Annotated in this window: 16 protein-coding genes and 1 tRNA gene; 14 read left to right on the top strand and 3 right to left on the bottom strand. The window is 64.2% G+C overall.

What is annotated here, in order from left to right; translation table 11 throughout:
- Positions 1-106 precede the first annotated feature (106 nt).
- A complete protein-coding gene (locus tag AC1MFL_RS14020; protein WP_479810489.1) occupies positions 107-1,324 on the bottom strand; it encodes a pyridoxal phosphate-dependent aminotransferase in 1,218 nt (405 codons plus the stop codon).
- Between the two features lie 324 nt (positions 1,325-1,648).
- Here AC1MFL_RS14020 and AC1MFL_RS14025 point away from each other — a divergent pair.
- The 9 genes from AC1MFL_RS14025 to AC1MFL_RS14065 all read left to right on the top strand — a co-directional run bounded on the left by AC1MFL_RS14025 (position 1,649) and on the right by AC1MFL_RS14065 (position 9,297).
- Positions 1,649-1,721: transfer RNA gene (locus tag AC1MFL_RS14025), tRNA-Trp, on the top strand.
- Between the two features lie 77 nt (positions 1,722-1,798).
- Complete coding sequence (gene secE / locus AC1MFL_RS14030; protein WP_479810490.1) at positions 1,799-2,083, top strand: preprotein translocase subunit SecE; 285 nt, start codon at positions 1,799-1,801, stop codon at positions 2,081-2,083.
- 115 nt (positions 2,084-2,198) lie between these two features.
- Positions 2,199-3,059, top strand: coding sequence for a transcription termination/antitermination protein NusG (gene nusG / locus AC1MFL_RS14035; protein ID WP_479810491.1), 861 nt, complete (start codon positions 2,199-2,201; stop codon positions 3,057-3,059).
- A 131-nt stretch (positions 3,060-3,190) separates the two neighbouring features.
- The gene (gene rplK, locus AC1MFL_RS14040) at positions 3,191-3,622 is read left to right on the top strand and encodes a 50S ribosomal protein L11 (protein ID WP_024365990.1); all 432 of its coding nucleotides are present in this window, start codon (positions 3,191-3,193) and stop codon (positions 3,620-3,622) included.
- 135 nt (positions 3,623-3,757) lie between these two features.
- Positions 3,758-4,465, top strand: coding sequence for a 50S ribosomal protein L1 (gene rplA, locus AC1MFL_RS14045; protein ID WP_301226794.1), 708 nt, complete (start codon positions 3,758-3,760; stop codon positions 4,463-4,465).
- A gap of 285 nt (positions 4,466-4,750) precedes the next feature.
- Complete coding sequence (locus tag AC1MFL_RS14050; protein ID WP_479810492.1) at positions 4,751-5,860, top strand: GNAT family N-acetyltransferase; 1,110 nt, start codon at positions 4,751-4,753, stop codon at positions 5,858-5,860.
- Positions 5,861-6,191: 331 nt separating this feature from the next.
- On the top strand, positions 6,192-6,800 hold the full coding sequence (gene rplJ / locus AC1MFL_RS14055) for a 50S ribosomal protein L10 (protein WP_479810493.1): 609 nt from the start codon (positions 6,192-6,194) through the stop codon (positions 6,798-6,800).
- Positions 6,801-6,874: 74 nt separating this feature from the next.
- Entirely contained in the window at positions 6,875-7,249 is a 375-nt protein-coding gene (gene rplL, locus AC1MFL_RS14060; protein WP_301226786.1) for a 50S ribosomal protein L7/L12, read from the top strand.
- A gap of 215 nt (positions 7,250-7,464) precedes the next feature.
- Positions 7,465-9,297, top strand: coding sequence for a bifunctional metallophosphatase/5'-nucleotidase (locus tag AC1MFL_RS14065; RefSeq protein WP_479810494.1), 1,833 nt, complete (start codon positions 7,465-7,467; stop codon positions 9,295-9,297).
- Between the two features lie 132 nt (positions 9,298-9,429).
- On the opposite strand, the gene AC1MFL_RS14070 is transcribed toward AC1MFL_RS14065, so the two are convergent.
- Positions 9,430-9,939 (bottom strand): aminoacyl-tRNA deacylase, encoded by a 510-nt coding sequence (locus AC1MFL_RS14070; RefSeq protein WP_479810495.1) that lies wholly within the window; start codon positions 9,937-9,939, stop codon positions 9,430-9,432.
- A 5-nt stretch (positions 9,940-9,944) separates the two neighbouring features.
- Positions 9,945-11,144, bottom strand: coding sequence for an acetyl-CoA C-acetyltransferase (locus tag AC1MFL_RS14075; RefSeq protein WP_479810496.1), 1,200 nt, complete (start codon positions 11,142-11,144; stop codon positions 9,945-9,947).
- A gap of 433 nt (positions 11,145-11,577) precedes the next feature.
- On the opposite strand from AC1MFL_RS14075, the gene rpoB reads away from it, so the two are divergent.
- From rpoB to fusA, 5 genes are all read left to right on the top strand, one after another.
- Positions 11,578-15,096 (top strand): DNA-directed RNA polymerase subunit beta, encoded by a 3,519-nt coding sequence (gene rpoB / locus AC1MFL_RS14080; protein ID WP_479810497.1) that lies wholly within the window; start codon positions 11,578-11,580, stop codon positions 15,094-15,096.
- 117 nt (positions 15,097-15,213) lie between these two features.
- Positions 15,214-19,113: a DNA-directed RNA polymerase subunit beta' gene (locus AC1MFL_RS14085; RefSeq protein WP_301226779.1), complete on the top strand. Its 3,900-nt coding sequence runs from the start codon at positions 15,214-15,216 to the stop codon at positions 19,111-19,113.
- A 440-nt stretch (positions 19,114-19,553) separates the two neighbouring features.
- Complete coding sequence (rpsL, locus tag AC1MFL_RS14090) at positions 19,554-19,928, top strand: 30S ribosomal protein S12 (RefSeq protein WP_011692814.1); 375 nt, start codon at positions 19,554-19,556, stop codon at positions 19,926-19,928.
- Position 19,929: 1 nt separating this feature from the next.
- Entirely contained in the window at positions 19,930-20,400 is a 471-nt protein-coding gene (rpsG, locus tag AC1MFL_RS14095; protein WP_011692813.1) for a 30S ribosomal protein S7, read from the top strand.
- Between the two features lie 69 nt (positions 20,401-20,469).
- A complete protein-coding gene (fusA, locus tag AC1MFL_RS14100; RefSeq protein ID WP_479810498.1) occupies positions 20,470-22,584 on the top strand; it encodes an elongation factor G in 2,115 nt (704 codons plus the stop codon).
- The last annotated feature ends 95 nt before the right edge of the window (positions 22,585-22,679 follow it).

Consider the following 22,679-nt stretch of genomic DNA (forward strand, 5'->3'; position numbering starts at 1 on the left):
CGCGAACAGTGGACAGAATGGCATTCTGTCCACTGCCCGTGGCTAGGACTGGACATGTCCAGTCCTAGCGTGGTGCGTGGTGCGTGGGGGCGTGGTGCGGTGCGTCCTACTTCGCCTTGCCGAGGAAGTCCTGCAGGCGGGCGACGCCGGTGGCCAGGTCCTCGTCGCCGAGGGCGTAGGAGAGGCGCAGGTAGCCGGAGGGCCCGAACGCCTCGCCCGGGACCACCGCCACCTCCACTTCATCCAGGATCAGCGTGGCCAGCTCTGCCGACGTCGCAGGCCGGACGGGCCCGTTCGCGGAGGGGAACTCCTTGCCGAGCAGGGCCCGGACGTCCGCGTACACGTAGAAGGCGCCTTTCGGCGTCGGGCATTCCACGCCCTCGATGGCGTTCAGCCCGGCCACGATGGCTTTGCGGCGGCGGTCGAAGGCGAGTTTCATCTCGTCGACGGCGGTCAGCGGCCCGGACACCGCGGCGAGGGCGGCCATCTGCGGAATGTTGGAGACGTTCGACGTCGCGTGCGACTGGAGGTTTGTCGCGGCCTTGATCACGTCCGCCGGCCCGATCATCCAGCCGACACGCCAGCCGGTCATGGCATAGGTTTTCGCCACGCCGTTGAGGATGACGACCTTGTCGCCCAGTTCGGGGACGGCCGTCGCGATCGAGGTGAAGGGCACGCCGTCGTACGTCAGGTGCTCGTAGATCTCATCCGTGACAACCCACAGGCCCTTCGAAGCGGCCCACAGGCCGATCTCCCTCACCTGCTCCGGCGAGTACACGGCGCCGGTGGGGTTGGAGGGGGAGACGAAGAGCAGGATCTTGCTGCGGTCCGTCAGGGCACCTTCGAGCTGTTCCACCGTGACCAGGTATTCCTGCTCCGGTCCGGCGAAAACCTCCACCGGCACGCCTCCGGCCAGCCGGATGGCCTCCGGGTAGGTGGTCCAGAACGGCGTGGGGACGATGACCTCGTCGCCCGGATCGAGCAGCGTGGCGAAGGTGTTGTAGACGGCCTGCTTGCCGCCGTTGGTAACGAGCACCTGGGATGCCTCGGCCTTGTAGCCGGAATCCCGGAGCGTCTTGGCCGCGATGGCCTGCTTCAGCTCCGGCAGACCGCCGGCAGGGGAGTAACGGTGGAACCTGGGCTGGCCGGCCGCTTCGATGGCGGCCTGCACGATGTAGTCGGGGGTCGGGAAGTCGGGCTCCCCGGCGCCGAACCCGATCACCGGCCGGCCGGCCGCCTTCAGCGCCTTCGCCTTGGCATCAACAGCCAACGTGGCGGATTCGGCTATGGCGGAAATTCGCTTTGAAATGCGGGCGGCAGGCATCGCGGGTCCATTCTTCGCTAGCAGCTTCGGTGGCTGTTTGTGGGATTCGACGGAATCTACTCTATGCTGTTCACCGGATCGTCCGGGGGGACGGCGCGGAAATGTGACTGCCGTTGCGGCGGATGCTTTCAGCGGCCGGTTTTTCTCCCTTCGTTTCCCGCCCGGTTTCTCTGCAGGATTTCCCGGGGGACGGACGCTCCGCGAGGGCCGGTTCGACGTAGGCGCAGTTGTTGCGTAGACTGGATCTCCGGTGTTGAAAACACGATGATGGTCTGCGCCTCAGCGAAGTCTGGGGAAACGGGCCGGAACTGGTTTTCGATCCATAGGGTAGTGGCGCAATTGGTAGCGCAGCGGTCTCCAAAACCGCAGGTTGCAGGTTCGAGTCCTGTCTGCCCTGCGCAAGCTGTCCCGGTTCTCCGGGGCAAGCGCAGCAACCATGGTTCAGTTCAGAGCCGGGTATCCGACATTGCGAGGATGAGTGAGGACCAGGTGACCGAAACAGCTGCAAGCAGCTCAAGTGGCCGCCCCGCCAAGAATGCCCCCAAGGCAGGCTTGTTCGCTCGAATCGCCCTCTTCGTCCGCCAGGTCATCGGCGAACTGAAGAAGGTCGTTGCACCGACCCGCAAGGAACTGATCAACTACACGATCGTGGTGCTGGTATTCGTGGTCATCATGATGCTCCTCACCACCGTCCTGGATCTGGCCTTCGGGACCGCAGTGGGCTGGGTATTCGGCGGCACGAGCCCCACGGACCGCTGACGCGACCGGTCCGCAGACTACGTGGATTACCACCGGGATTCCGGAGGTTCTGCGGGGTGTGCGGAATTGAGTCATTTAAATAGGCATGTTAGGCAATGAGGAAGCAGGAGACCAAGTGTCTGAGCAGGAGCTCGAGGTAACTGAGACTGAGCTGGATAAGAGCCAGGACGCCGCGGTGGAAGCCGGGGAAGAGTCCGAGGCTACGTCTGCTGCGCCCGAATCCGACGTCGCCGACGAAGCCGCTGACACGGCAGAGGCTGGCGAAGCCACCACTGACGAGTCCGCTGAGGCGGAGACCGCCGACGCCGGCGATGAAGCAGTCGAAGCCGAAGAAGGGTCCGACGACGCGCTGGCCGCTGCTGCCGCCGCCGCCGAGGTTGACCCGGCCGATGAGTTCAAGGCCAAGCTGCGCCGCCAGGAAGGTGACTGGTACGTCATCCACTCCTACGCCGGCTACGAAAACCGCGTCAAGGCCAACCTTGAAACCCGCATCCAGACCCTGGACATGGAAGATTACATCTTCGAAATCCAGGTTCCGATGGAGGAAGTCGTTGAGATCAAGAACGCTCAGCGCAAGGTCATCAACCGCGTCCGCATCCCCGGTTACGTCCTGGTCCGCATGGACCTGACGGATGCCTCCTGGGGCGCCGTCCGCCACACTCCCGGCGTCACCGGCTTCGTGGGCAACGCCCACAACCCGGTCCCGCTGCGCCTCGACGAGGTCTTCTCCATGCTCGCCCCGGTCTTCGAGGAAGAGCAGGCCGAGAAGGGCAAGCCGATCAAGCACGCAGCCGCGCAGATCGACGTCGACTTCGAGGTCGGCGAGTCGGTCATCGTCAAGGAGGGCCCCTTCGAGACCCTTCCGGCCACGATCTCCGAAATCAAGGTGGACTCCCAGACCCTCGTGGTCCTGGTCTCCATCTTCGAGCGCGAGACCCCGGTCACGCTGGCCTTCAACCAGGTCAGCAAGATCTAGCTTTTCCCCACAGAATTCGCCCCGGGCTGCCCGCTTTAGCAGCCAGGTGCGGCCGGCCGCCTCGCCATGGCGGCCAACAACCTGAGGCACGCTCCTGTGTCCCAGGAAATATTTGAGAGAAGGACCCTACATTGGCTCCCAAGAAGAAGGTCACCGGCCTCATCAAGCTGCAGATCCAGGCAGGTGCCGCTAACCCGGCCCCGCCCATCGGTCCTGCGCTTGGCCAGCACGGTGTCAACATCATGGAATTCTGCAAGGCGTACAACGCTGCGACGGAAGCCCAGCGCGGCAACGTTATCCCCGTGGAAATCACGGTCTACGAGGACCGTTCCTTCACGTTCATCACCAAGACCCCGCCGGCTGCGGAGCTCATCAAGAAGGCTGCAGGCGTTGCCAAGGGTTCGCCGACCCCGCACACCGTCAAGGTTGCAAAGCTGACCCAGGCCCAGGTCAACGAGATCGCCACCACCAAGATGGAAGACCTCAACGCCACGAGCCTGGAAGGCGCCGCGAAGATCATCGCCGGCACCGCCCGTTCCATGGGTATCACCGTCGAAGGCTAATAGCCTTCCCCGCCGGGCAACCGGCACCACCTAAACATTGAGATGTTGGGAACCCGGACAAGCCGTTCGGACTCCCGACTGTGGCAGGGCCCAGCGCGGTCCGCAGACCACAACTGCACAAGGAGAATAAGCAGCATGGCAAAGCGCAGCAAAGCATATGAGGCAGCCGCAGCCAAGATCGACGCGGAGAAGTTCTACGCGCCGTTCGAGGCAGTGACGCTCGCCAAGGACACCAACCCGTCCAAGTTCGACGCCACCGTTGAGGTTGCATTCCGCCTGGGTGTCGACCCGCGTAAGGCTGACCAGATGGTCCGCGGCACCGTTATCCTGCCGCACGGCACCGGTAAGACCGCCCGCGTCCTCGTCTTCGCCACGGGCGACAAGGCTGAGGCAGCAATCGCAGCCGGCGCCGACTTCGTTGGTTCCGATGACCTGATCGAAAAGATCGCAGCCGGCTGGACCGACTTCGACGCCGCCGTTGCCACCCCTGACCTCATGGGCAAGGTTGGCCGCCTCGGCAAGGTTCTGGGTCCGCGTAACCTGATGCCGAACCCGAAGACCGGCACCGTGACCGCTGACGTCGCCAAGGCCGTCAACGACATCAAGGGCGGCAAGATCGACTTCCGCGTCGACAAGCACTCGAACCTGCACTTCATCATCGGCAAGGTTTCCTTCGACGCCCTCAAGCTGGCCGAGAACTACGCAACCGCTCTGGAAGAGGTCCTTCGCCTCAAGCCGTCCGCTTCCAAGGGACGCTACATCCAGAAGGCCACCGTCGCCACCACGTTTGGCCCGGGCATCTCGGTTGACCCCAATGTCACCAAGGTCCTGACCGAGGTCTAAGCCTCACCCGTCTGGCAGCAGGCAGCAGAAAAGACCGTTCCGCATCCGCGGGGCGGTCTTTTCCGCATTCCGGGGCAGCGGCTGCGCTGTTCCGGTGACTGCACCGTGGCAGCGGGGAACTGGCAGCCTGCCCCCCCAGGCTGGCGGCCGGGCGTCGTCGCGGGACCGGCGCACGCCGGACGATGGAACGCCGGCGCAAACCGGCATATGCTGACGGAGGAAGCCCTGTTAGTGCCGGGAATCCGGTACCCGTAGATGGCAGAACAGCTGGGGATGATGCCCGTTATGGCAAACGACGTACGGATTGAACAGCTGTGGATCCCCGATTCGCTTGACGGGCCGGACGCTGCCGACTTTATGGCCGCCGTCGAGGTGGGCCGCAAGGTGCGCATGCAGACCTGGGGGAGCGACGACCTCGCCTACGCGCCCCGGGAGAAACTGCTGGAAATGGCGGACCCGTACGAGCGCCAGGTCATCCTCGTGGCCAGGATCGACGGCGAAATCGTCGGGACCGTCGACATCGCCCTGCCTCTCTCGGACAACCTTGACCTGGCCGAGTTTGCCCTCGATATCCTGCCGGAGTTCCAGGGCCGCGGCGTGGGCCGGCAACTCCTCGAAGCCGCGGAGCACTTTGCCCGGGACGAGGGCCGCCACACCATCCTGATCGACACGAACCATCCGAGCTCATCGCTGGGCGACAGCGAAGCCGGCCAGCTCGTGCCCGGGACGGGCCTTGGCTTCGTCCCGGTGAACAGCCGGGAAGTGGAATTCGCCCGGCACAGCGGCTACACCCTGCAGCACATCGAACAATTCAGTGCCTGTGCGCTGCCCCTCGACAGTGCGCTGGTGGAGCAGCTGGAAACCGAGGCCGAGGAAGCGAACGCCGGCCGGTACCGGCTGCACCACTGGACGGACCGGTGCCCGGAGCAGTGGCTCGAAGCCGTCGCCGCGCTCGAAAACAGCGCCGGCGAAGACGGTGTGCCCGGGGCCGACGACGGGGGCATGGTGTTCGACGGCGCCATCCTCCGCGAGGCCGAGGACGTCGCCATCGCGCAGGGACGCCGGACGGTGGTCACCGCCGTCGAACACATCGCCAGCGGCGAGCTCGCCGGCCTGACCACCATCAGCGTCCTCGCGATGCGCCCCGACGTCGTGTTCCAGGACGACACCGTGGTCCTGCGGGAGCACCGCGGCAACAAACTGGGTCTGCTGATCAAGGTCTCGAACATGGAGAGGCTCTCGGAGCAGTTCCCGGATGCCCGGGTCCTCTACACCTGGAACGCCCCGGAAAACCGGTACCTGCTCACCGTCAACCAGCAGCTCGGATTCACCACCGCCGGCGTGACAGGCATCTGGCAAAAGGAACTTCCGGACTTCGGCCCCAGCGTCAGCTGACAGCGCGCCCGGCGCCCGGGGCGGCTGCCGGGGCCCCCGATTTGGCGCACACGCCCGGTCTCGCGTAGGCTGGGGGGACCAAAGACCGTCGGTTGTTGGAAATCCACTCTCCCAAGCAAGACTCACTTCTGCAGTCGCGCCGGGAGAGCCAGTGGATCTCCGGACGAAGGACCCTGAACATAGGGCGGCCGGCGCAGGTGAACGAAGCAAAGCTCCGCAGTCATGGACTGCGTCGAGACAAGCCCCGTGCATCTGCGCGGGGCGTTTTTTAGTTTTTAGCTCTTTTGAGCGGGGACCGGGACGTACCGGCACTATCCCCGGAAGGAGGGTTATGGCAACGCCTAGCAAGGTTTCAGCAGTAGCTGAGATCACTAACGATTTCAAGGAATCGAACGCCGCTGTCCTGACCGAATACCGTGGGCTCACCGTTGCACAGCTCAAGCAGCTGCGTGTCTCTCTCGGCCAGGACACCAAGTTCTCGGTCGTCAAGAACACCCTGACCGCCATTGCAGCCAAGGAAGCTGGTGTCGAAGCATTCGACGGCCAGCTCGCCGGCCCCACTGCAATCGCGTTCATCAAGGGTGACGCAGTTGCCGCTGCCAAGAGCCTGACGGATTTTGCCAAGACCAACAAGCAGCTGGTTATCAAGACCGGTTACTTCGAGGGCAAGGCACTGAACGCCAGCGAGGTTGCCGCACTGGCAGCACTCGAGTCCCGTGAGCTGCAGCTCGCCAAGGTTGCAGGCATCCTCAAGGCTCCTGCTGCCGCCGCTGTACGCATCATCGACGCACTGCGCCTCAAGCTTGAAGAAGAGAACGGCGCACCGGCTGAAGCCGAAGCGCCCGCCGCTGAAGAAGCCCCGGCCGACGCAGCAGCTGAAGCTCCGGCCGATGCAGCAGCTGAGGCTCCGGCCGACGCCGCAGCCCCCGAAGAGAACTAACTCTCTAAACCAGACTCCGGTGCGAAGGCACGGCTCCGGCCGCCCGAGCACCACTATAGGAAGGACGCCACACCATGGCGAAGCTCACCAACGAAGAGCTCATTGAAGCTTTCAAGGAACTCACCATCATCGAACTCTCTGAGTTCGTCAAGCTCTTCGAAGAGACCTTCGAAGTAACGGCCGCTGCTGTTGCAGTTGCTGGCCCCGCTGCCGGTGGCCCCGCTGAAGAAGAAGAGCAGACCGCATTCGACGTCATCCTGGAGCACCCGGGCGACAAGAAGATTGCAGTCATCAAGGAAGTTCGTGCAATCACTTCCCTGGGCCTCAAGGAAGCTAAGGACGTTGTTGACAGCGCCCCGAAGGCTATCCTCGAAGGCGTCACCAAGGAAGCTGCCGAGAAGGCTGTTGCACAGCTCGAAGAAGCCGGCGCACGCGTTACCCTCAAGTAACTCGCCGCTTCACGAACTGTCCGGGAACCCCGCGTTCCCGTTCCGCTCCGGGAAACCCCGTCCACTCCGGTGGGCGGGGTTTCCTGCGTCCAGGGCGGAAACCAACGCAATATGAAATTCCCGAAAAGGATTGCTGACTCTCTGTTCTCCCGGAAGGTGGGCCCCTAGACTTTGGCTTTGTGCCAACAGGCCGCCAACGTTGAGGAGCTCACACAATGACCGACCCCACCTCCCCGCTCTCCCGCCGTGCCATGCTCACCGCGGCCCTCGTCGGAGGCAGCGCGGGCGCCGCGGCCCTGGCCGGGGCCCCGGCGGCTGGCGCATCCCCGGGCAGCGGCGGAAAGCCGTTCACCCTGACGGTGCTTGGCACCACCGACCTGCACAACAACGTCTTCAACTGGGACTACTTCAAGAACACGCCCTACGCCGACACGGCAGGAAACAAGATCGGCATCGCCCAGGCGGCCACTCTGATCAAGGCGATGCGGGCGGAGCGCGGAGCGGCCAGCACGCTCACCATCGACGCCGGCGACACCATCCAGGGGACGCCCCTGGCCTACTACTTCGCCAAGATCAACCCCGTTTCCGCCACGGTCAAGCACCCGATGGCGCTGGCCATGAACGCGGTGGGGTACGACGCCGTCGGCCTCGGCAACCACGAATTCAACTACGGCATCCCGCTGCTGCGCACCTGGGAAAGCCAGCTCGACTTCCCCCTGCTGGGCGCCAACGTCCACGACGCCGTCACCGGCCGGCGCGCCTTCAGCCCCTACGTCCTCAATCGGATCAAGACCGACAGCGGCTGGGTCACTGTGGGCCTGGTCGGCTTCGTCACCCCCGGCTGCGCCCTGTGGGACCGCGACAACGTCCAGGGCAAGCTGGACTTCAACGGCATCGTCGAGGAAGCCAAAGTCGTCATCCCGCAGCTGAAGGCCGCCGGAGCCGACGTCGTGATTGTCACGAGCCACTCGGGCGCAACGCCGGGTTCCTCCTACGGCGATGCCCTGCCGTTCCCGGAGAACGCCTCCACCCAGCTGGCCGAAGAGGTTCCCGGCATCGACTCCATCCTGGTCGGCCACGCCCACCTGGAGATCCCGGAACGCTTCGTGACCAACAAGGCCACCGGCAGGCAGGTGCTCCTGACCGAACCCCTCAAGTGGGGCATGCGCGTCTCCGTGATGGACCTGGAACTGGTCAAGGAGAAGGGCCGGTGGACCGTCACGTCCGCCCACTCGCACCTGCTGGATGCAAAGACGGTCGACGCCGACCCCGCCGTCGTGCGTGCCGTCCAGGCCGGGCACGAGGCGACGGTGAAGTACGTCAACGAGGTGATCGGCACCTGCACCGCCCCGCTGAGCACGGCCACCGCCTGCTGGGAGGACTCGGCCGCGATTGACGCGATCAACTACGTCCAGGCCAGCACCATCAAAGCCGAACTGGCCAACGGGCCGGCCGCCGCGCTGCCCGTCCTCTCCATCGCCGCGGCGTTCTCCCGCGCCGTGGACGCCAAAGCCGGGCCGCTGACCATCCGGGACGTCGCAGGGCTCTACATCTTCGACAACACGCTGCTGTCCATCAAGGTCACCGGCGCGCAGGTCAAGGATTACCTGGAATGGTCCGCGCAGTACTTCAAGCCGGTCTCCGGCACCACCGCCCGCGCCGCGGACGTCACCAACGCCGTCACCGCGACGGCCCCGGGCGGGACACCGGACTACAACTACGACGTCGTCTACGGCCTGGACGCGCCGCTGAACTACGAGATTGACCTCGCGAAGCCAGTGGGGGAGCGCATCACCGGGCTCAGCTACGGCGGCCAGGCCCTGCGGATGGACCAGGAGTTCGCCCTGGCCATCAACAACTACCGGCAGAGCGGCGGCGGCAACTTCCCCGCCGTGAAGACGGCCCCGGTGCTCTCCAACAGCCAGCAGGAAATCCGGCAGCGGATCATCGACTACGTCGTGGCCAACGGAACCCTGGACGTGGCCGTGTTCAGCCAGGACAACTGGCGGCTCACCGTCAACGGCGCGGCCCTCACCGTCACCCCCTAGCCCACCCAAACACCAACGCGGGGTCACTTACGGCCCGTCCCGGGCGTCGGGACGGGCCGTAAGTGACCCCGCGTTGGTGGGTGGTTGTTAACCCGGGGGAGTTAACCCTGGCGGGCTAGATCGCCTGGCGGATCAGGTCGGCTCCGAGATGTCGGCGACGACGGCGCCGAGGGCGGCGGTCAGGGCGTCGGCGTCCACGAAGGCGCTGTAGCCGTGTTCCCCGGCGCCCATCGAAATCCGGCGGCCCGTGATGCTCCGGTCGGCGTACACCGGCCAGGCCACGGTGCTTCCCAGCGGGGTGATGGTGCCGCGCTCATAGCCCGTGGCAGCCAGGGCCACGTCCGCCGCCGGGAGGGAGAGCTTGTTGACCCCGAGCAGCGCCCGGAGCTTGGGCCAGGAAATCTGCCGGTCGCCGGGAACCAGCGCAAACAGGAAGCTGCCGTCCTTGTGCTTGACCACGAGGGACTTCACGATGTCCCCGGGCTGGATGCCGAGGGTCCGCGCGGCCTCCTCGAGGCTGCCGGCGGCGCGCCGCTGGACGATCCGGACGCTGAGCCCGCGGGCGGCGGCGTCGGCCAGGAACCGCTCCCGGCCGGCGCCGTCACCAGCCGCTTCCCTTTCGGGGGCTGCGGGGTCCGTCATCGCGCTCAGTCGCGGTACAGCAGGAGCGCTTCGCCCTGCCCGCCGCCGCCGCACAGGGATACGGCAGCCTTGCCGGCGCCGCGCCGCTTCAGCTCGTGCGCTGCGTGCAGGGCCAGCCGGGCGCCGGAGGCACCGATCGGGTGGCCTAGGGCGATCGCGCCGCCGTGGATGTTGCACTTCTCCAGCGGGTAGTCCAGCTCCTTGAGCGACTGCACGGCCACGGAACCGAACGCCTCATTGATCTCGATGAAGTCAAGGTCCGCAGCGGACCAGCCGGCCTTGTGCAGGGCGCTCTTGATCGCGTTGGCAGGCTGGGAATGCAGCGAGTTGTCCGGCCCGGCCACCTGACCGGGCTTGCCGACAACGGCGAGGTACTCCAGTCCGTTGTCCGCGGCGAACTTCCGGGAGGACAGCACGAGGGCGGAGGCGCCGTCGGACAGCGGGGAGGAGTTGCCGGCGGTGATGGTGCCGTCCATGGCGAACGCCGCCCGCAGGCCGGCCAGCGAGCCGACCGTGGTGTCCGGCCGGATGCCCTCATCCGCGGACAGGATGACCGGCTCACCCTTGCGCTGTTTGACGCTGACCGGCGCGATTTCGCCGTCGAACACGCCGTCCTTGGCGGCGCGGGCGGCGCGCTGGTGGGACGCGGCCGCCACCTCGTCCTGGGAGGTGCGGTCGATCCCCAGGGTGAGGTTCTTGGCCTCGGTGGACAGACCCATGGACTGCCCGTCGAAGGCATCGGTCAGGCCGTCATGGGCCGCGACGTCGAGCGCCTGGACCGAGCCGTAGGTCCAGCCCTGCCGGGAACCGGGAAGGATGTGCGGGGCGCGGGTCATGGACTCCTGGCCGCCGGCGACGACGACGGTGGCGTCGCCGGCGCGGATCATCCGGGCCGCATCGATCACCGCCGTCAGCCCTGACAGGCAGACCTTGTTGATGGTCAGGGTGGGAACGTTCCAGCCGATGCCGGCGGCGATGGCGCTCTGGCGGGCGGGATTCTGGCCCGCCCCGGCCTGCAGCACCTGGCCCATGATCACCGAGTCCACCTGCTCGGCCTTCACCCCGGAGGCAGCCAGTGCGGCGCGGATGGCGTGGGCGCCGAGCTCCACCGCCGTGAAGCTCGCGAGCTGCCCGTTGAGTCGCCCCTGGGGCGTGCGGGCGGCGGCGAGGATGACAACATCATTGTCGTCTGCAGAGTTGCTCATGGTTATCTCTTCCGATCTTGAACGAGTTACAGCAAGGTTATCGTGACCCCGGTCACCGTGCTATTTGGCCGGCGGCGGCGCCGCGTCGTTGCTGCGGCGGCGGTGCCGCTGCGGCGCGGGGGCGGGTGCGGGGGCAGGCGCGTGCGGGGCCGGGGCCGGTGCTTGCAATCCCGGGCGAAGTGGGGTAGACAAGTAGGTTGCTTTGCCGTATCGTAGATATTTGCGTCTTCCCTGTTTACCTTCAGCCTTCATATAGCGGTGGGCTTAGCCTGGCAGCTGCGCCATCAATGTGCCGTCAACAACGGCACCAGCATGGACAGCGCGGGTCCCGGGTCATATAGCGGAACCGGACTGGTAGCACTGCGGAGTCACTCTGCAGGGTACATAACGGGGGAGATCTGAAAACGCCTGAAGGTCTGTGGAAGGATCCCTCTTGGTCGCCTCGAGCACCTCTAATGTAAACAACGCTGCAACCGCTATCAATGCCGACAGCACCGACGGTGCAACCCGCCGGCTCTCATTCGCAAAGATTCACGAACCACTTGACGTTCCGAATCTGCTTGCCCTGCAAACGGACAGCTTTGACTGGCTGGTCGGAAACGAACGCTGGCAGGCACGCGTAGCCAAGGCCGTCGAAGAAGGCGACCTCAGCGTCGCCACCTCCTCGGGTCTGTCCGACATCTTCGAAGAGATCTCCCCGATCGAGGACTTCCAGGGCACCATGTCCCTGAGCTTCTCGGAGCCGGAGTTCGCTGATCCCAAATACACCATGGCTGAGTGCAAGGACCGGGACGCAACATACTCGGCTCCGCTGTACGTCAAGGCCGAATTCATGAACAACAACACGGGCGAAATCAAGCAGCAGACCGTGTTCATGGGTGACTTCCCGCTGATGACCGAGAAGGGCACCTTCGTCGTCAACGGCACCGAGCGTGTCGTTGTCTCCCAGCTGGTCCGCTCCCCGGGCGCCTACTTTGAGCGCACCGCCGACAAGACCAGTGACAAGGACATCTTCACCGCGAAGATCATCCCGTCCCGCGGCGCCTGGTTCGAACTCGAAATCGACAAGCGCGACCAGGTCGGCGTTCGCCTCGACCGCAAGCGCAAGCAGTCCGTCACGGTGCTGCTGAAGGCCCTCGGCTGGACCGAAGGCCAGATCCTCGAAGAGTTCGGCCAATACGACTCCATGCGCGCAACGCTGGAGAAGGACGCCACCGAAACCCGCGAAGACGCCTTGCTGGACATCTACCGGAAGCTGCGACCGGGCGAGCCGCCCACGGTCGAGGCTGCCCAGTCCCTGCTGGACAACCTGTACTTCAATTCCAAGCGCTACGATCTGGCCAAGGTCGGCCGTTACAAGATCAATCGCAAGCTTGGCATCGACCGCTCCCTTGGTGACAAGGAAGCGTCTGTCCTGCACGTTGAAGACATCGTCGCCATGATCAAGTTCCTGGTTGCACTGCACGCCGGTGAGAAGACCCTCACGGGCAAGCGCGACGGCCAGGACCACGAGCTGCGCGTTGACATCGATGACATCGACCACTTTGGCAACCGCCGCATCCGCGCCGTCGGCGAGCTCATCGAGAACCAGGTCCGCACCGGCCTGTCCCGTATGGAGCGTGTCGTCCGCGAGCGGATGACCACCCAGGACGTCGAGGCCATCACGCCGCAGACGCTGATCAACATCCGCCCCGTCGTGGCAGCCATCAAGGAGTTCTTCGGAACCTCCCAGCTGTCCCAGTTCATGGACCAGAACAACCCGCTGTCGGGTCTGACCCACAAGCGCCGCCTGTCGGCCCTTGGCCCGGGTGGTCTGTCCCGTGACCGTGCAGGCATGGAAGTCCGTGACGTTCACCCGTCGCACTACGGACGCATGTGCCCCATCGAAACCCCTGAAGGCCCGAACATTGGCCTGATCGGTTCGCTGGCTTCCTACGGACGCATCAACCCGTTCGGCTTCATCGAGACCCCGTACCGTCTTGTGTCCGAGGGTGTTGTCTCCGATGAGGTCGAGTACCTCACGGCCGACGACGAGGCAGAGGTCCTGATTGCCCAGGCCAACGCCCCGCTCGATCCGAACAAGAAGTTCGCCGAAGAGACCGTCCTCGTCCGTGCCCGTGGTGGTGGAGGCGAGCCCGTGCTGGTCCCCGCCGCCGAGGTCGAGTTCATGGACGTTTCCCCGCGCCAGATGGTGTCGGTGGCTACCGCCCTGATCCCGTTCCTCGAGCATGACGATGCTAACCGTGCACTCATGGGTGCCAACATGCAGCGCCAGGCCGTGCCGCTAGTCCGTTCCGAGGCACCGTTCGTCGGTACCGGCATGGAGCGCGCCGCTGCTGTCGACGCCGGTGACGTCACCATCGCGAAGAAGGCCGGTGTGGTCACCGAGGTTTCCGCCGAGCTCGTCATCATGCTCAACGATGACGGCACGGAAACCAACTACCGCATCAACAAGTTCGCCCGCTCCAACCAGGGCAACTGCTACAACAACCGCGTCCTGGTCAGCGAAGGCCAGCGCCTGGAGGTCGGCGGCATCATCGCTGACGGCCCGGCAACGGACCAGGGCGAACTGGCCCTCGGAAAGAACCTGCTCGTGGCATTCATGTCATGGGAAGGCCACAACTTCGAGGATGCCATCATCCTGTCCCAGCGGATCGTGGCTGAGGACGTTCTTTCCTCCATCCACATCGAGGAGCACGAGATCGATGCCCGCGACACCAAGCTTGGTGCCGAGGAAATCACCCGTGACATCCCGAACGTGTCCGAGGAAGTCCTGGCCGGCCTTGACGAGCGTGGCATCATCCACATCGGCGCCGAGGTCGAAGCCGGCGACATCCTGGTCGGAAAGGTCACGCCCAAGGGCGAGACCGAGCTGACCCCGGAAGAGCGCCTGCTGCGCGCCATCTTCGGTGAGAAGTCCCGCGAAGTGCGCGACACCTCCCTGAAGGTTCCGCACGGCGAGTCCGGCACCGTGATCGGTGTCCGCGTCTTCGACCGCGACAACGACGACGAGCTGCCCCCGGGCGTCAACCAGCTGGTCCGCGTCTACGTGGCTGCCAAGCGCAAGATCACCGACGGCGACAAGCTCGCCGGCCGTCACGGCAACAAGGGTGTTATCTCCAAAATCCTTCCGATCGAGGACATGCCCTTCCTTGCCGACGGCACCCCCGTTGATATCGTCCTGAACCCGCTGGGTGTTCCGGGCCGTATGAACGTCGGCCAGGTGCTGGAAACGCACCTCGGCTGGGTTGCCAAGACCGGCTGGAAGATCGAGGGCGAGCCCGAGTGGGTCAAGCAGCTGCCGAACCTGCCGCGCGAGAGTGGCTCGACCACTGTCGCAACGCCGGTCTTCGACGGTGCACGTGAAGAGGAAATCACGGGCCTGCTCGACTCCACCAACGTCACCCGCGACGGCGTCCGCCTGATCAACTCCTCAGGCAAGACCCGCCTGTTTGACGGCCGCTCCGGCGAGCCGTTCCCGGATCCGATCTCGGTCGGCTACATGTACATCCTGAAGCTCCACCACCTGGTGGACGACAAGATCCACGCGCGCTCCACCGGCCCGTACTCCATGATCACGCAGCAGCCGCTGGGTGGTAAGGCTCAGTTCGGTGGCCAGCGCTTCGGTGAAATGGAAGTGTGGGCGCTCGAAGCTTACGGCGCCGCCTACACGCTCCAGGAGCTCCTCACGATCAAGTCGGATGACATCCATGGTCGTGTGAAGGTCTACGAAGCCATCGTCAAGGGCGAGAACATCCCCGAGCCGGGCGTTCCTGAGTCCTTCAAGGTCTTGATCAAGGAAATGCAGTCGCTGTGCCTGAACGTGGAAGTTCTTTCCACGGACGGAACCACAATTGAAATGCGTGACTCTGATGACGCAGTCTTCACGGCTGCGGAAGAACTGGGCATCGATCTGTCTCGTGCAGAGCCCAGTTCCGTAGAAGAGGTTTAGCAGGCGGGGTACCGGGAAAAGCAGCGCCCCATCCGCGCTGTCTTTCCCGGTACGCCCCTCCCTCTTCCCGTAACCCAAGACTTCAGAATTTAGAGAACAAGAGAGAACAGGGACCATATGTCCAGCGAATCCTCCTTCGGCCTCATGCAGATCGGCCTCGCCACCGCGGAAGACATCCGTGGCTGGTCTTACGGCGAGGTTAAGAAGCCGGAAACCATCAACTACCGCACGCTCAAGCCTGAGAAGGACGGCCTCTTCTGCGAGAAGATCTTCGGCCCGTCCCGCGACTGGGAGTGCTACTGCGGCAAGTACAAGCGCGTGCGCTTCAAGGGCATCATCTGCGAGCGGTGTGGCGTTGAAGTCACCCGCGCAAAGGTCCGCCGTGAGCGCATGGGCCACATCGAGCTGGCCGCCCCGGTCACGCACATCTGGTACTTCAAGGGTGTTCCGTCCCGCCTGGGCTACCTCCTTGACCTGGCGCCGAAGGACCTCGAAAAGGTCATCTACTTCGCCGCCTACATGATCACGAGCGTCGACGCCGACAGCCGCCACGAGGAACTGCCCAACCTTCAGGTTGAGCACGACATCGAGAAGAAGCAGCTGATCGACAACCGCGACTCGGACATCGCCACGATCGCCCGCGACCTTGAGAACGAGGTTGCCCGTCTCGAAGGCGAAGGCGCGAAGGCTGCCGACAAGAAGAAGGCCCGCGACTCCGCTGACCGCCAGATGGCCAACGTCCGCAAGCGCGCGGATGCTGAAATCGAGCGACTCGAGCAGGTCTGGGACCGCTTCAAGAACCTCAAGGTCGCTGACCTTGAAGGCGACGAAGGCCTGTACCGGGAACTGCGCGACCGCTACGGCATGTACTTCGAAGGCTCCATGGGTGCCGAAGCCATCAAGAAGCGTCTTGAGAACTTCGACATGCAGGCCGAGTCGGACATGCTCCGCGACATCATTGCCAACGGCAAGGGCCAGCGCAAGACCCGCGCCCTGAAGCGGCTCAAGGTGGTCAACGCGTTCCTGACGACCAACAACAGCCCGCTCGGCATGGTGCTGGACGCCGTCCCGGTGATCCCGCCGGAACTGCGCCCGATGGTCCAGCTGGACGGTGGCCGCTTCGCGACCTCCGACCTCAACGACCTCTACCGCCGCGTGATCAACCGCAACAACCGGCTCAAGCGCCTGCTTGACCTGGGTGCTCCGGAGATCATCGTCAACAACGAGAAGCGCATGCTTCAGGAAGCTGTTGACAGCCTCTTCGACAACGGCCGCCGCGGCCGTCCGGTCACCGGACCGGGCAACCGTCCGCTGAAGTCCCTGTCCGACATGCTCAAGGGCAAGCAGGGTCGTTTCCGCCAGAACCTCCTGGGTAAGCGCGTTGACTACTCCGGCCGTTCCGTGATCGTCGTCGGCCCGCAGCTGAAGCTGCACCAGTGTGGCCTGCCGAAGCAGATGGCGCTGGAGCTCTTCAAGCCGTTCGTGATGAAGCGCCTGGTTGACCTCAACCACGCCCAGAACATCAAGTCGGCCAAGCGGATGGTCGAGCGCTACCGCCCGCAGGTCTGGGATGTCCTCGAAGAGATCATCACCGAGCACCCTGTGCTGCTGAACCGTGCACCGACCCTGCACCGTCTCGGCATCCAGGCGTTCGAACCGCAGCTTGTTGAAGGTAAGGCAATCCAGCTTCACCCGCTGGTTTGTGGCGCCTTCAACGCTGACTTTGACGGTGACCAGATGGCAGTGCACCTGCCGCTGAGCCCCGAAGCCCAGGCTGAGGCCCGCATCCTGATGCTGTCCTCGAACAACATCCTGAAGCCCTCTGACGGCCGCCCGGTGACGCTGCCTTCGCAGGATATGATCATCGGCCTCTACCACCTGACCACCAAGCGTGTCGGTTCAGCTGGCGAGGGCCGGATCTTCTCCTCCGTTGCGGAAGCCATCATGGCGTTCGACCTGCACGAACTGCACCTGAACTCCCAGGTCAAGATCCGGCTTGAGGGCTTTGTCCCTTACGCCGGCTGGGAAGCTCCGGAAGGCTACGAGCCGGGTCAGACCGTGCTCGTCCAGACCTCCCTGGGCCAGGTTCTCTTCAACGAGACGCTGCCCGCGGACTACCCGTGGGTCGAGAACGTTGCCGACAAGGGCGAACTGTCCACGATTGTCAACGACCTCGCCGAGCGCTACCCGAAGGTTGTCACGGCGGCAACGCTGGACAACCTGAAGGATGCCGGTTTCTACTGGGCCACCCGGTCCGGCGTCACCGTCGCCATCTCCGACATCGAGGTGCCCAAGGACAAGCCGCGGATCCTCGCCGGTTACGAGACCATGGCCGCCAAGATCCAGGGCCAGTACGACAAGGGCCTGATCGACGATGACGAGCGTCGCCAGGAACTGATCGAGATCTGGAACAAGGCCACGAACGAGATCGCCCAGGCGATGCGTGACAGCCTGTCCCCGATGAACACGATCAACCGCATGGTGTCCTCCGGCGCCCGTGGTAACTGGATGCAGGTCCGCCAGATCGCGGGTATCCGTGGCCTGGTGGCCAACCCTAAGGGTGAGATCATCCCGCGTCCGATCAAGTCCTCGTACCGTGAGGGCCTGTCGGTGCTGGAATACTTCATCGCCACGCACGGTGCCCGTAAGGGTCTGGCTGACACCGCGCTGCGTACCGCCAACTCGGGTTACCTGACCCGTCGTCTGGTGGACGTCTCGCAGGATGTCATCGTCCGCGAAGAGGACTGCGGTACCGAGCGCGGTCTCATGACCGCCATCGCCGTGGCTGACGCCAACGGCGAGCTGGTCCTGGACGAGAACGTCGAGAACAGCGCGTACGCCCGCACCCTGGCCGTGGATGTCGTTGACTCCAAGGGCAAGGTCCTGGCAGCAGGCGGCACCGACTGCGGCGACGTCGTCATTGCCGAACTGTTCGCAGCCGGCATCACCGAGGTCAAGGTCCGCTCCGTACTCACCTGTGAGTCCAGCGTCGGAACCTGCGCCCTGTGCTACGGCCGTTCGCTGGCCACGGGTAAGACCGTCGACATCGGTGAGGCAGTCGGCATCATCGCCGCACAGTCCATCGGTGAGCCGGGTACCCAGCTGACCATGCGTACGTTCCACACCGGTGGTGCTGTTTCCTCCAGCGGTGGCGACGACATCACCCAGGGTCTGCCCCGTATCCAGGAGCTCTTCGAAGCCCGAACTCCGAAGGGTGTCGCACCGATTGCAGAAGCAGCCGGCCGCATCACCATCGAAGAGTCCGAGCGCCAGATGCGCCTGGTCATCACCCCGGATGACGGATCCGAAGAGATCGCTTACCCGGTGCTGCGCCGTTCACGTCTTCTCATCGAAGACGGCGAGCACGTCAGCGTCGGCCAGAAGCTCATCAACGGTCCGGTCGACCCCAAGCAGGTTCTGCGCATCATGGGCCCCCGTGCCGCGCAGAAGTTCCTGGTTGACGAAGTCCAGGGCGTGTACCGCAGCCAGGGCATCGGTATCCACGACAAGCACGTCGAGGTTATCGTCCGCCAGATGCTGCGCCGCGTCACGGTCATCGAGTCCGGCGAATCGGATCTGCTGCCCGGCGAGCTCGCCGAGCGCAGCCGCTTCGAGGACGCCAACCGCCGTGTTGTGTCCGAGGGCAAGACGCCGGCTTCCGGCCGTCCCGAGCTCATGGGCATCACCAAGGCGTCCCTGGCGACCGAGTCCTGGCTGTCCGCAGCTTCCTTCCAGGAAACCACCCGCGTCCTGACGCAGGCGGCTATGGAAGGCAAGAGCGATCCGCTGCTCGGCCTCAAGGAAAACGTCATCATCGGTAAGCTCATCCCGGCCGGCACGGGTCTCCCGCGCTACACCGAGGTCACGGTGGAGCCCACTGAGGAAGCGAAGGCCAACCTGTTCACCGGCCCGAGCGCGTTCAGTGACTTCTCCTACGATTCCCTGGGCGGCGACGGAGCTCCTGAGTTCCACGCCATCCCGCTGGATGACTACGACCTGGGCAGCGACTTCCGCTAACCGCCTATAACCAACGCGGGGTCACTTGCGGCCCAATCCGGACCTAGGATTGGGCGCGAAGTGACCCCGCGTTGGTGTTTAAGGGCGGCCCCCGTCCCCGGGGGAGGGGGGCCTGGTTCCGCGCCGATTAAGGGCCGGGACCCGTTCGTGTTAGACTTGAGACTAATTGTTATTGTGGCAGTGGATGAGAGCGCCGGTAGAAGCTGAAAGGCTGAACCAGGTCGACGTTTCCGGTTTGCAGGGTTCTTGTGCAACGTATGCCACATTTTCGCATGCCTAGGGGCAATCCGGGATGAAAGTCCGTGGTTCCCGGCGTGCGGTCCGACTATTAAGGCTTCGCCTCAGCCGCTCCGGAGAGAACTTCAAAGCTCGAGCGGCGGGGCGCAGCGACAAGAGAGCGGCTGCCAACGGCCGCTCCGGATAAAACGGAGAACACGAGAGTGCCTACGATTAACCAGCTGGTCCGCAAGGGCCGCACGCCTAAGGTCAAGAAGACCAAGGCCCCCGCGCTTAACGGCAGCCCCATGCGCCGCGGTGTCTGCACCCGCGTTTACACGACGACCCCGAAGAAGCCGAACTCGGCTCTGCGTAAGGTTGCACGTGTGCGCCTCAACGGTGGCGTTGAAGTCACCGCTTACATCCCCGGTGTAGGCCACAACCTGCAGGAGCACTCCATTGTGCTCGTCCGTGGCGGCCGCGTTAAGGACCTTCCGGGTGTCCGTTACAAGATCGTCCGTGGTGCCCTCGATACCCAGGGTGTCAAGAACCGTAAGCAGGCTCGTAGCCGCTACGGCGCAAAGATGGAGAAGAAGTAATATGCCTCGCAAGGGTCCGGCCCCCAAGCGGCCGCTAGTTCTAGATCCCGTTTACGGCTCCCCGCTGGTCACCCAGCTGATCAACAAGGTGCTCGTTGACGGCAAGAAGTCCACCGCAGAGCGCATCGTTTACGGTGCACTCGAAGGTGCTCGTGCCAAGTCCGGCGGCGACCCGGTTGCAGCCCTCAAGAAGGCCATGGAGAACGTCAAGCCTTCCCTCGAGGTCCGCTCCCGCCGCGTCGGTGGCGCCACCTACCAGGTTCCGGTTGAGGTCAAGCCGGGCCGCTCCACCGCACTCGCACTGCGCTGGCTGGTTGGCTACTCCAAGGCCCGCCGCGAGAAGACCATGACCGAGCGCCTCCAGAACGAGATTCTGGATGCCTCCAACGGTCTCGGTGCCGCTGTGAAGCGTCGCGAAGACACGCACAAGATGGCCGAGTCCAACAAGGCCTTCGCACACTACCGCTGGTAATACTTCCCGGACGCCGCCGGCTCTACCGAGCCGGCGGCGAACGTGCAGTCCATCCGAAAGGGAGACACCGTGGCACAGGACGTGCTTACCGACCTTAGCAAGGTCCGCAATATCGGCATCATGGCCCACATTGACGCCGGCAAGACCACTACTACCGAGCGCATTCTGTTCTACACAGGTGTGAACCACAAGATCGGCGAAACGCACGACGGCGCTTCGACGACTGACTGGATGGAACAGGAAAAGGAACGCGGCATCACCATCACGTCTGCCGCCGTGACCTGCTTCTGGGAAAACAACCAGATCAACATCATCGACACCCCCGGCCACGTTGACTTCACGGTTGAGGTTGAGCGCTCCCTGCGCGTCCTCGACGGTGCAGTTGCTGTGTTCGATGGCAAGGAAGGCGTGGAGCCGCAGTCTGAGACTGTCTGGCGCCAGGCTGACAAGTACAACGTTCCGCGCATCTGCTTCGTCAACAAGATGGACAAGCTCGGCGCTGACTTCTACTTCACCGTCGACACCATCATCAGCCGCCTCGGTGCCAAGCCGCTCGTCATGCAGCTTCCGATCGGCGCCGAGAACGACTTCATCGGCGTCGTCGACCTGCTTTACATGCGCGCACTGGTCTGGCCCGGCGACTCCAAGGGTGACGTCACCATGGGTGCCAAGTACGAGATCCAGGAGATCCCGGCTGACCTCAAGGAAAAGGCCGAAGAGTACCGCGCAACGCTCGTTGAGACCGTTGCTGAGTCCTCCGAAGAGCTCATGGAGAAGTACCTCGAAGGTGAAGAAATCACCACCGACGAGCTCAAGGCCGGCATCCGCAAGATGACGATCAGCTCCGAGCTCTACCCGGTCTTCTGCGGCTCCGCGTTCAAGAACCGCGGCGTCCAGCCGATGCTTGACGCTGTCGTGGACTACCTGCCGAACCCGCTCGACGTCCCGCCGATGATCGGTCACGATCCCCGCGACGAAGAAAAGGAACTGACGCGCAAGCCGTCTGCCGATGAGCCGTTCTCGGCTCTGGCGTTCAAGATTGCCACGCACCCGTTCTTCGGTCAGCTCACCTTCATCCGCGTGTACTCCGGTCACGTGGAAGCAGGCTCCCAGGTGGTCAACTCCACCAAGGGCAAGAAGGAGCGCATCGGCAAGCTGTTCCAGATGCACGCCAACAAGGAAATGCCCGTTGACGGCGCTACCGCTGGCCACATCTACGCAGCGATCGGTCTGAAGGACACCACCACGGGCGACACCCTGTGTGATCCGAGCAACCAGATCGTCCTCGAGTCCATGAGCTTCCCGGAGCCCGTGATCTCTGTTGCGATCGAGCCGAACACCAAGGGTGACCAGGAGAAGCTCTCCACGGCCATCCAGAAGCTCTCCGCTGAGGACCCGACCTTCCAGGTCTCCCTCAACGAGGACACCGGCCAGACCATCATCGCCGGCATGGGCGAGCTCCACCTGGATATCCTGGTGGACCGCATGCGCCGCGAATTCAAGGTCGAGGCAAACGTGGGCAAGCCCCAGGTTGCCTACCGCGAAACCATCAAGCGTGCTGTAGAGCGTCACGACTACACGCACAAGAAGCAGACCGGTGGTTCCGGCCAGTTCGCAAAGATCCAGATCGCGATCGAGCCGCTGGACACGTCCGAGGGCGAGCTGTACGAGTTCTCGAACAAGGTCACCGGTGGACGTATTCCGCGCGAATACATCCCCTCGGTCGACGCCGGTATCCAGGATGCGCTGAACGACGGCGTCCTCGCGGGCTACCCGGTTGTCGGCATCAAGGCCACGCTGATTGACGGCGCGTACCACGATGTTGACTCCTCGGAAATGGCGTTCAAGATCGCCGGGCGTATGGCTTTCAAGGAAGCCGCACGCAAGGCGAACCCCATCCTGCTCGAACCGCTGATGGATGTCGAGGTCCGCACCCCTGAGGAATACATGGGTGAAGTTATCGGTGACCTCAACTCCCGCCGTGGCCAGATGCAGTCCATGGAAGATGCCCAGGGCGTCAAGGTCATCCGCGCGCACGTCCCGCTGTCCGGCATGTTCGGCTACATCGGTGACCTGCGCTCGAAGACCCAGGGCCGCGCTGTGTACTCCATGACGTTCCACAGCTACGCCGAGGTCCCGAAGGCATTTGCCGACGAGATCATCCAGAAGAACCGCGGCGAGTAGTCCCTAGGGCTCTCGCAGCAACAAACTCGGGTGCGTTTCCGTCAACGGAGATTCGCCCGGTGCAGGTGGCCGGTTCCGGCCAGCCGCTTTTCCGG

This window comes from Arthrobacter sp. BG3, assembly GCF_056680185.1.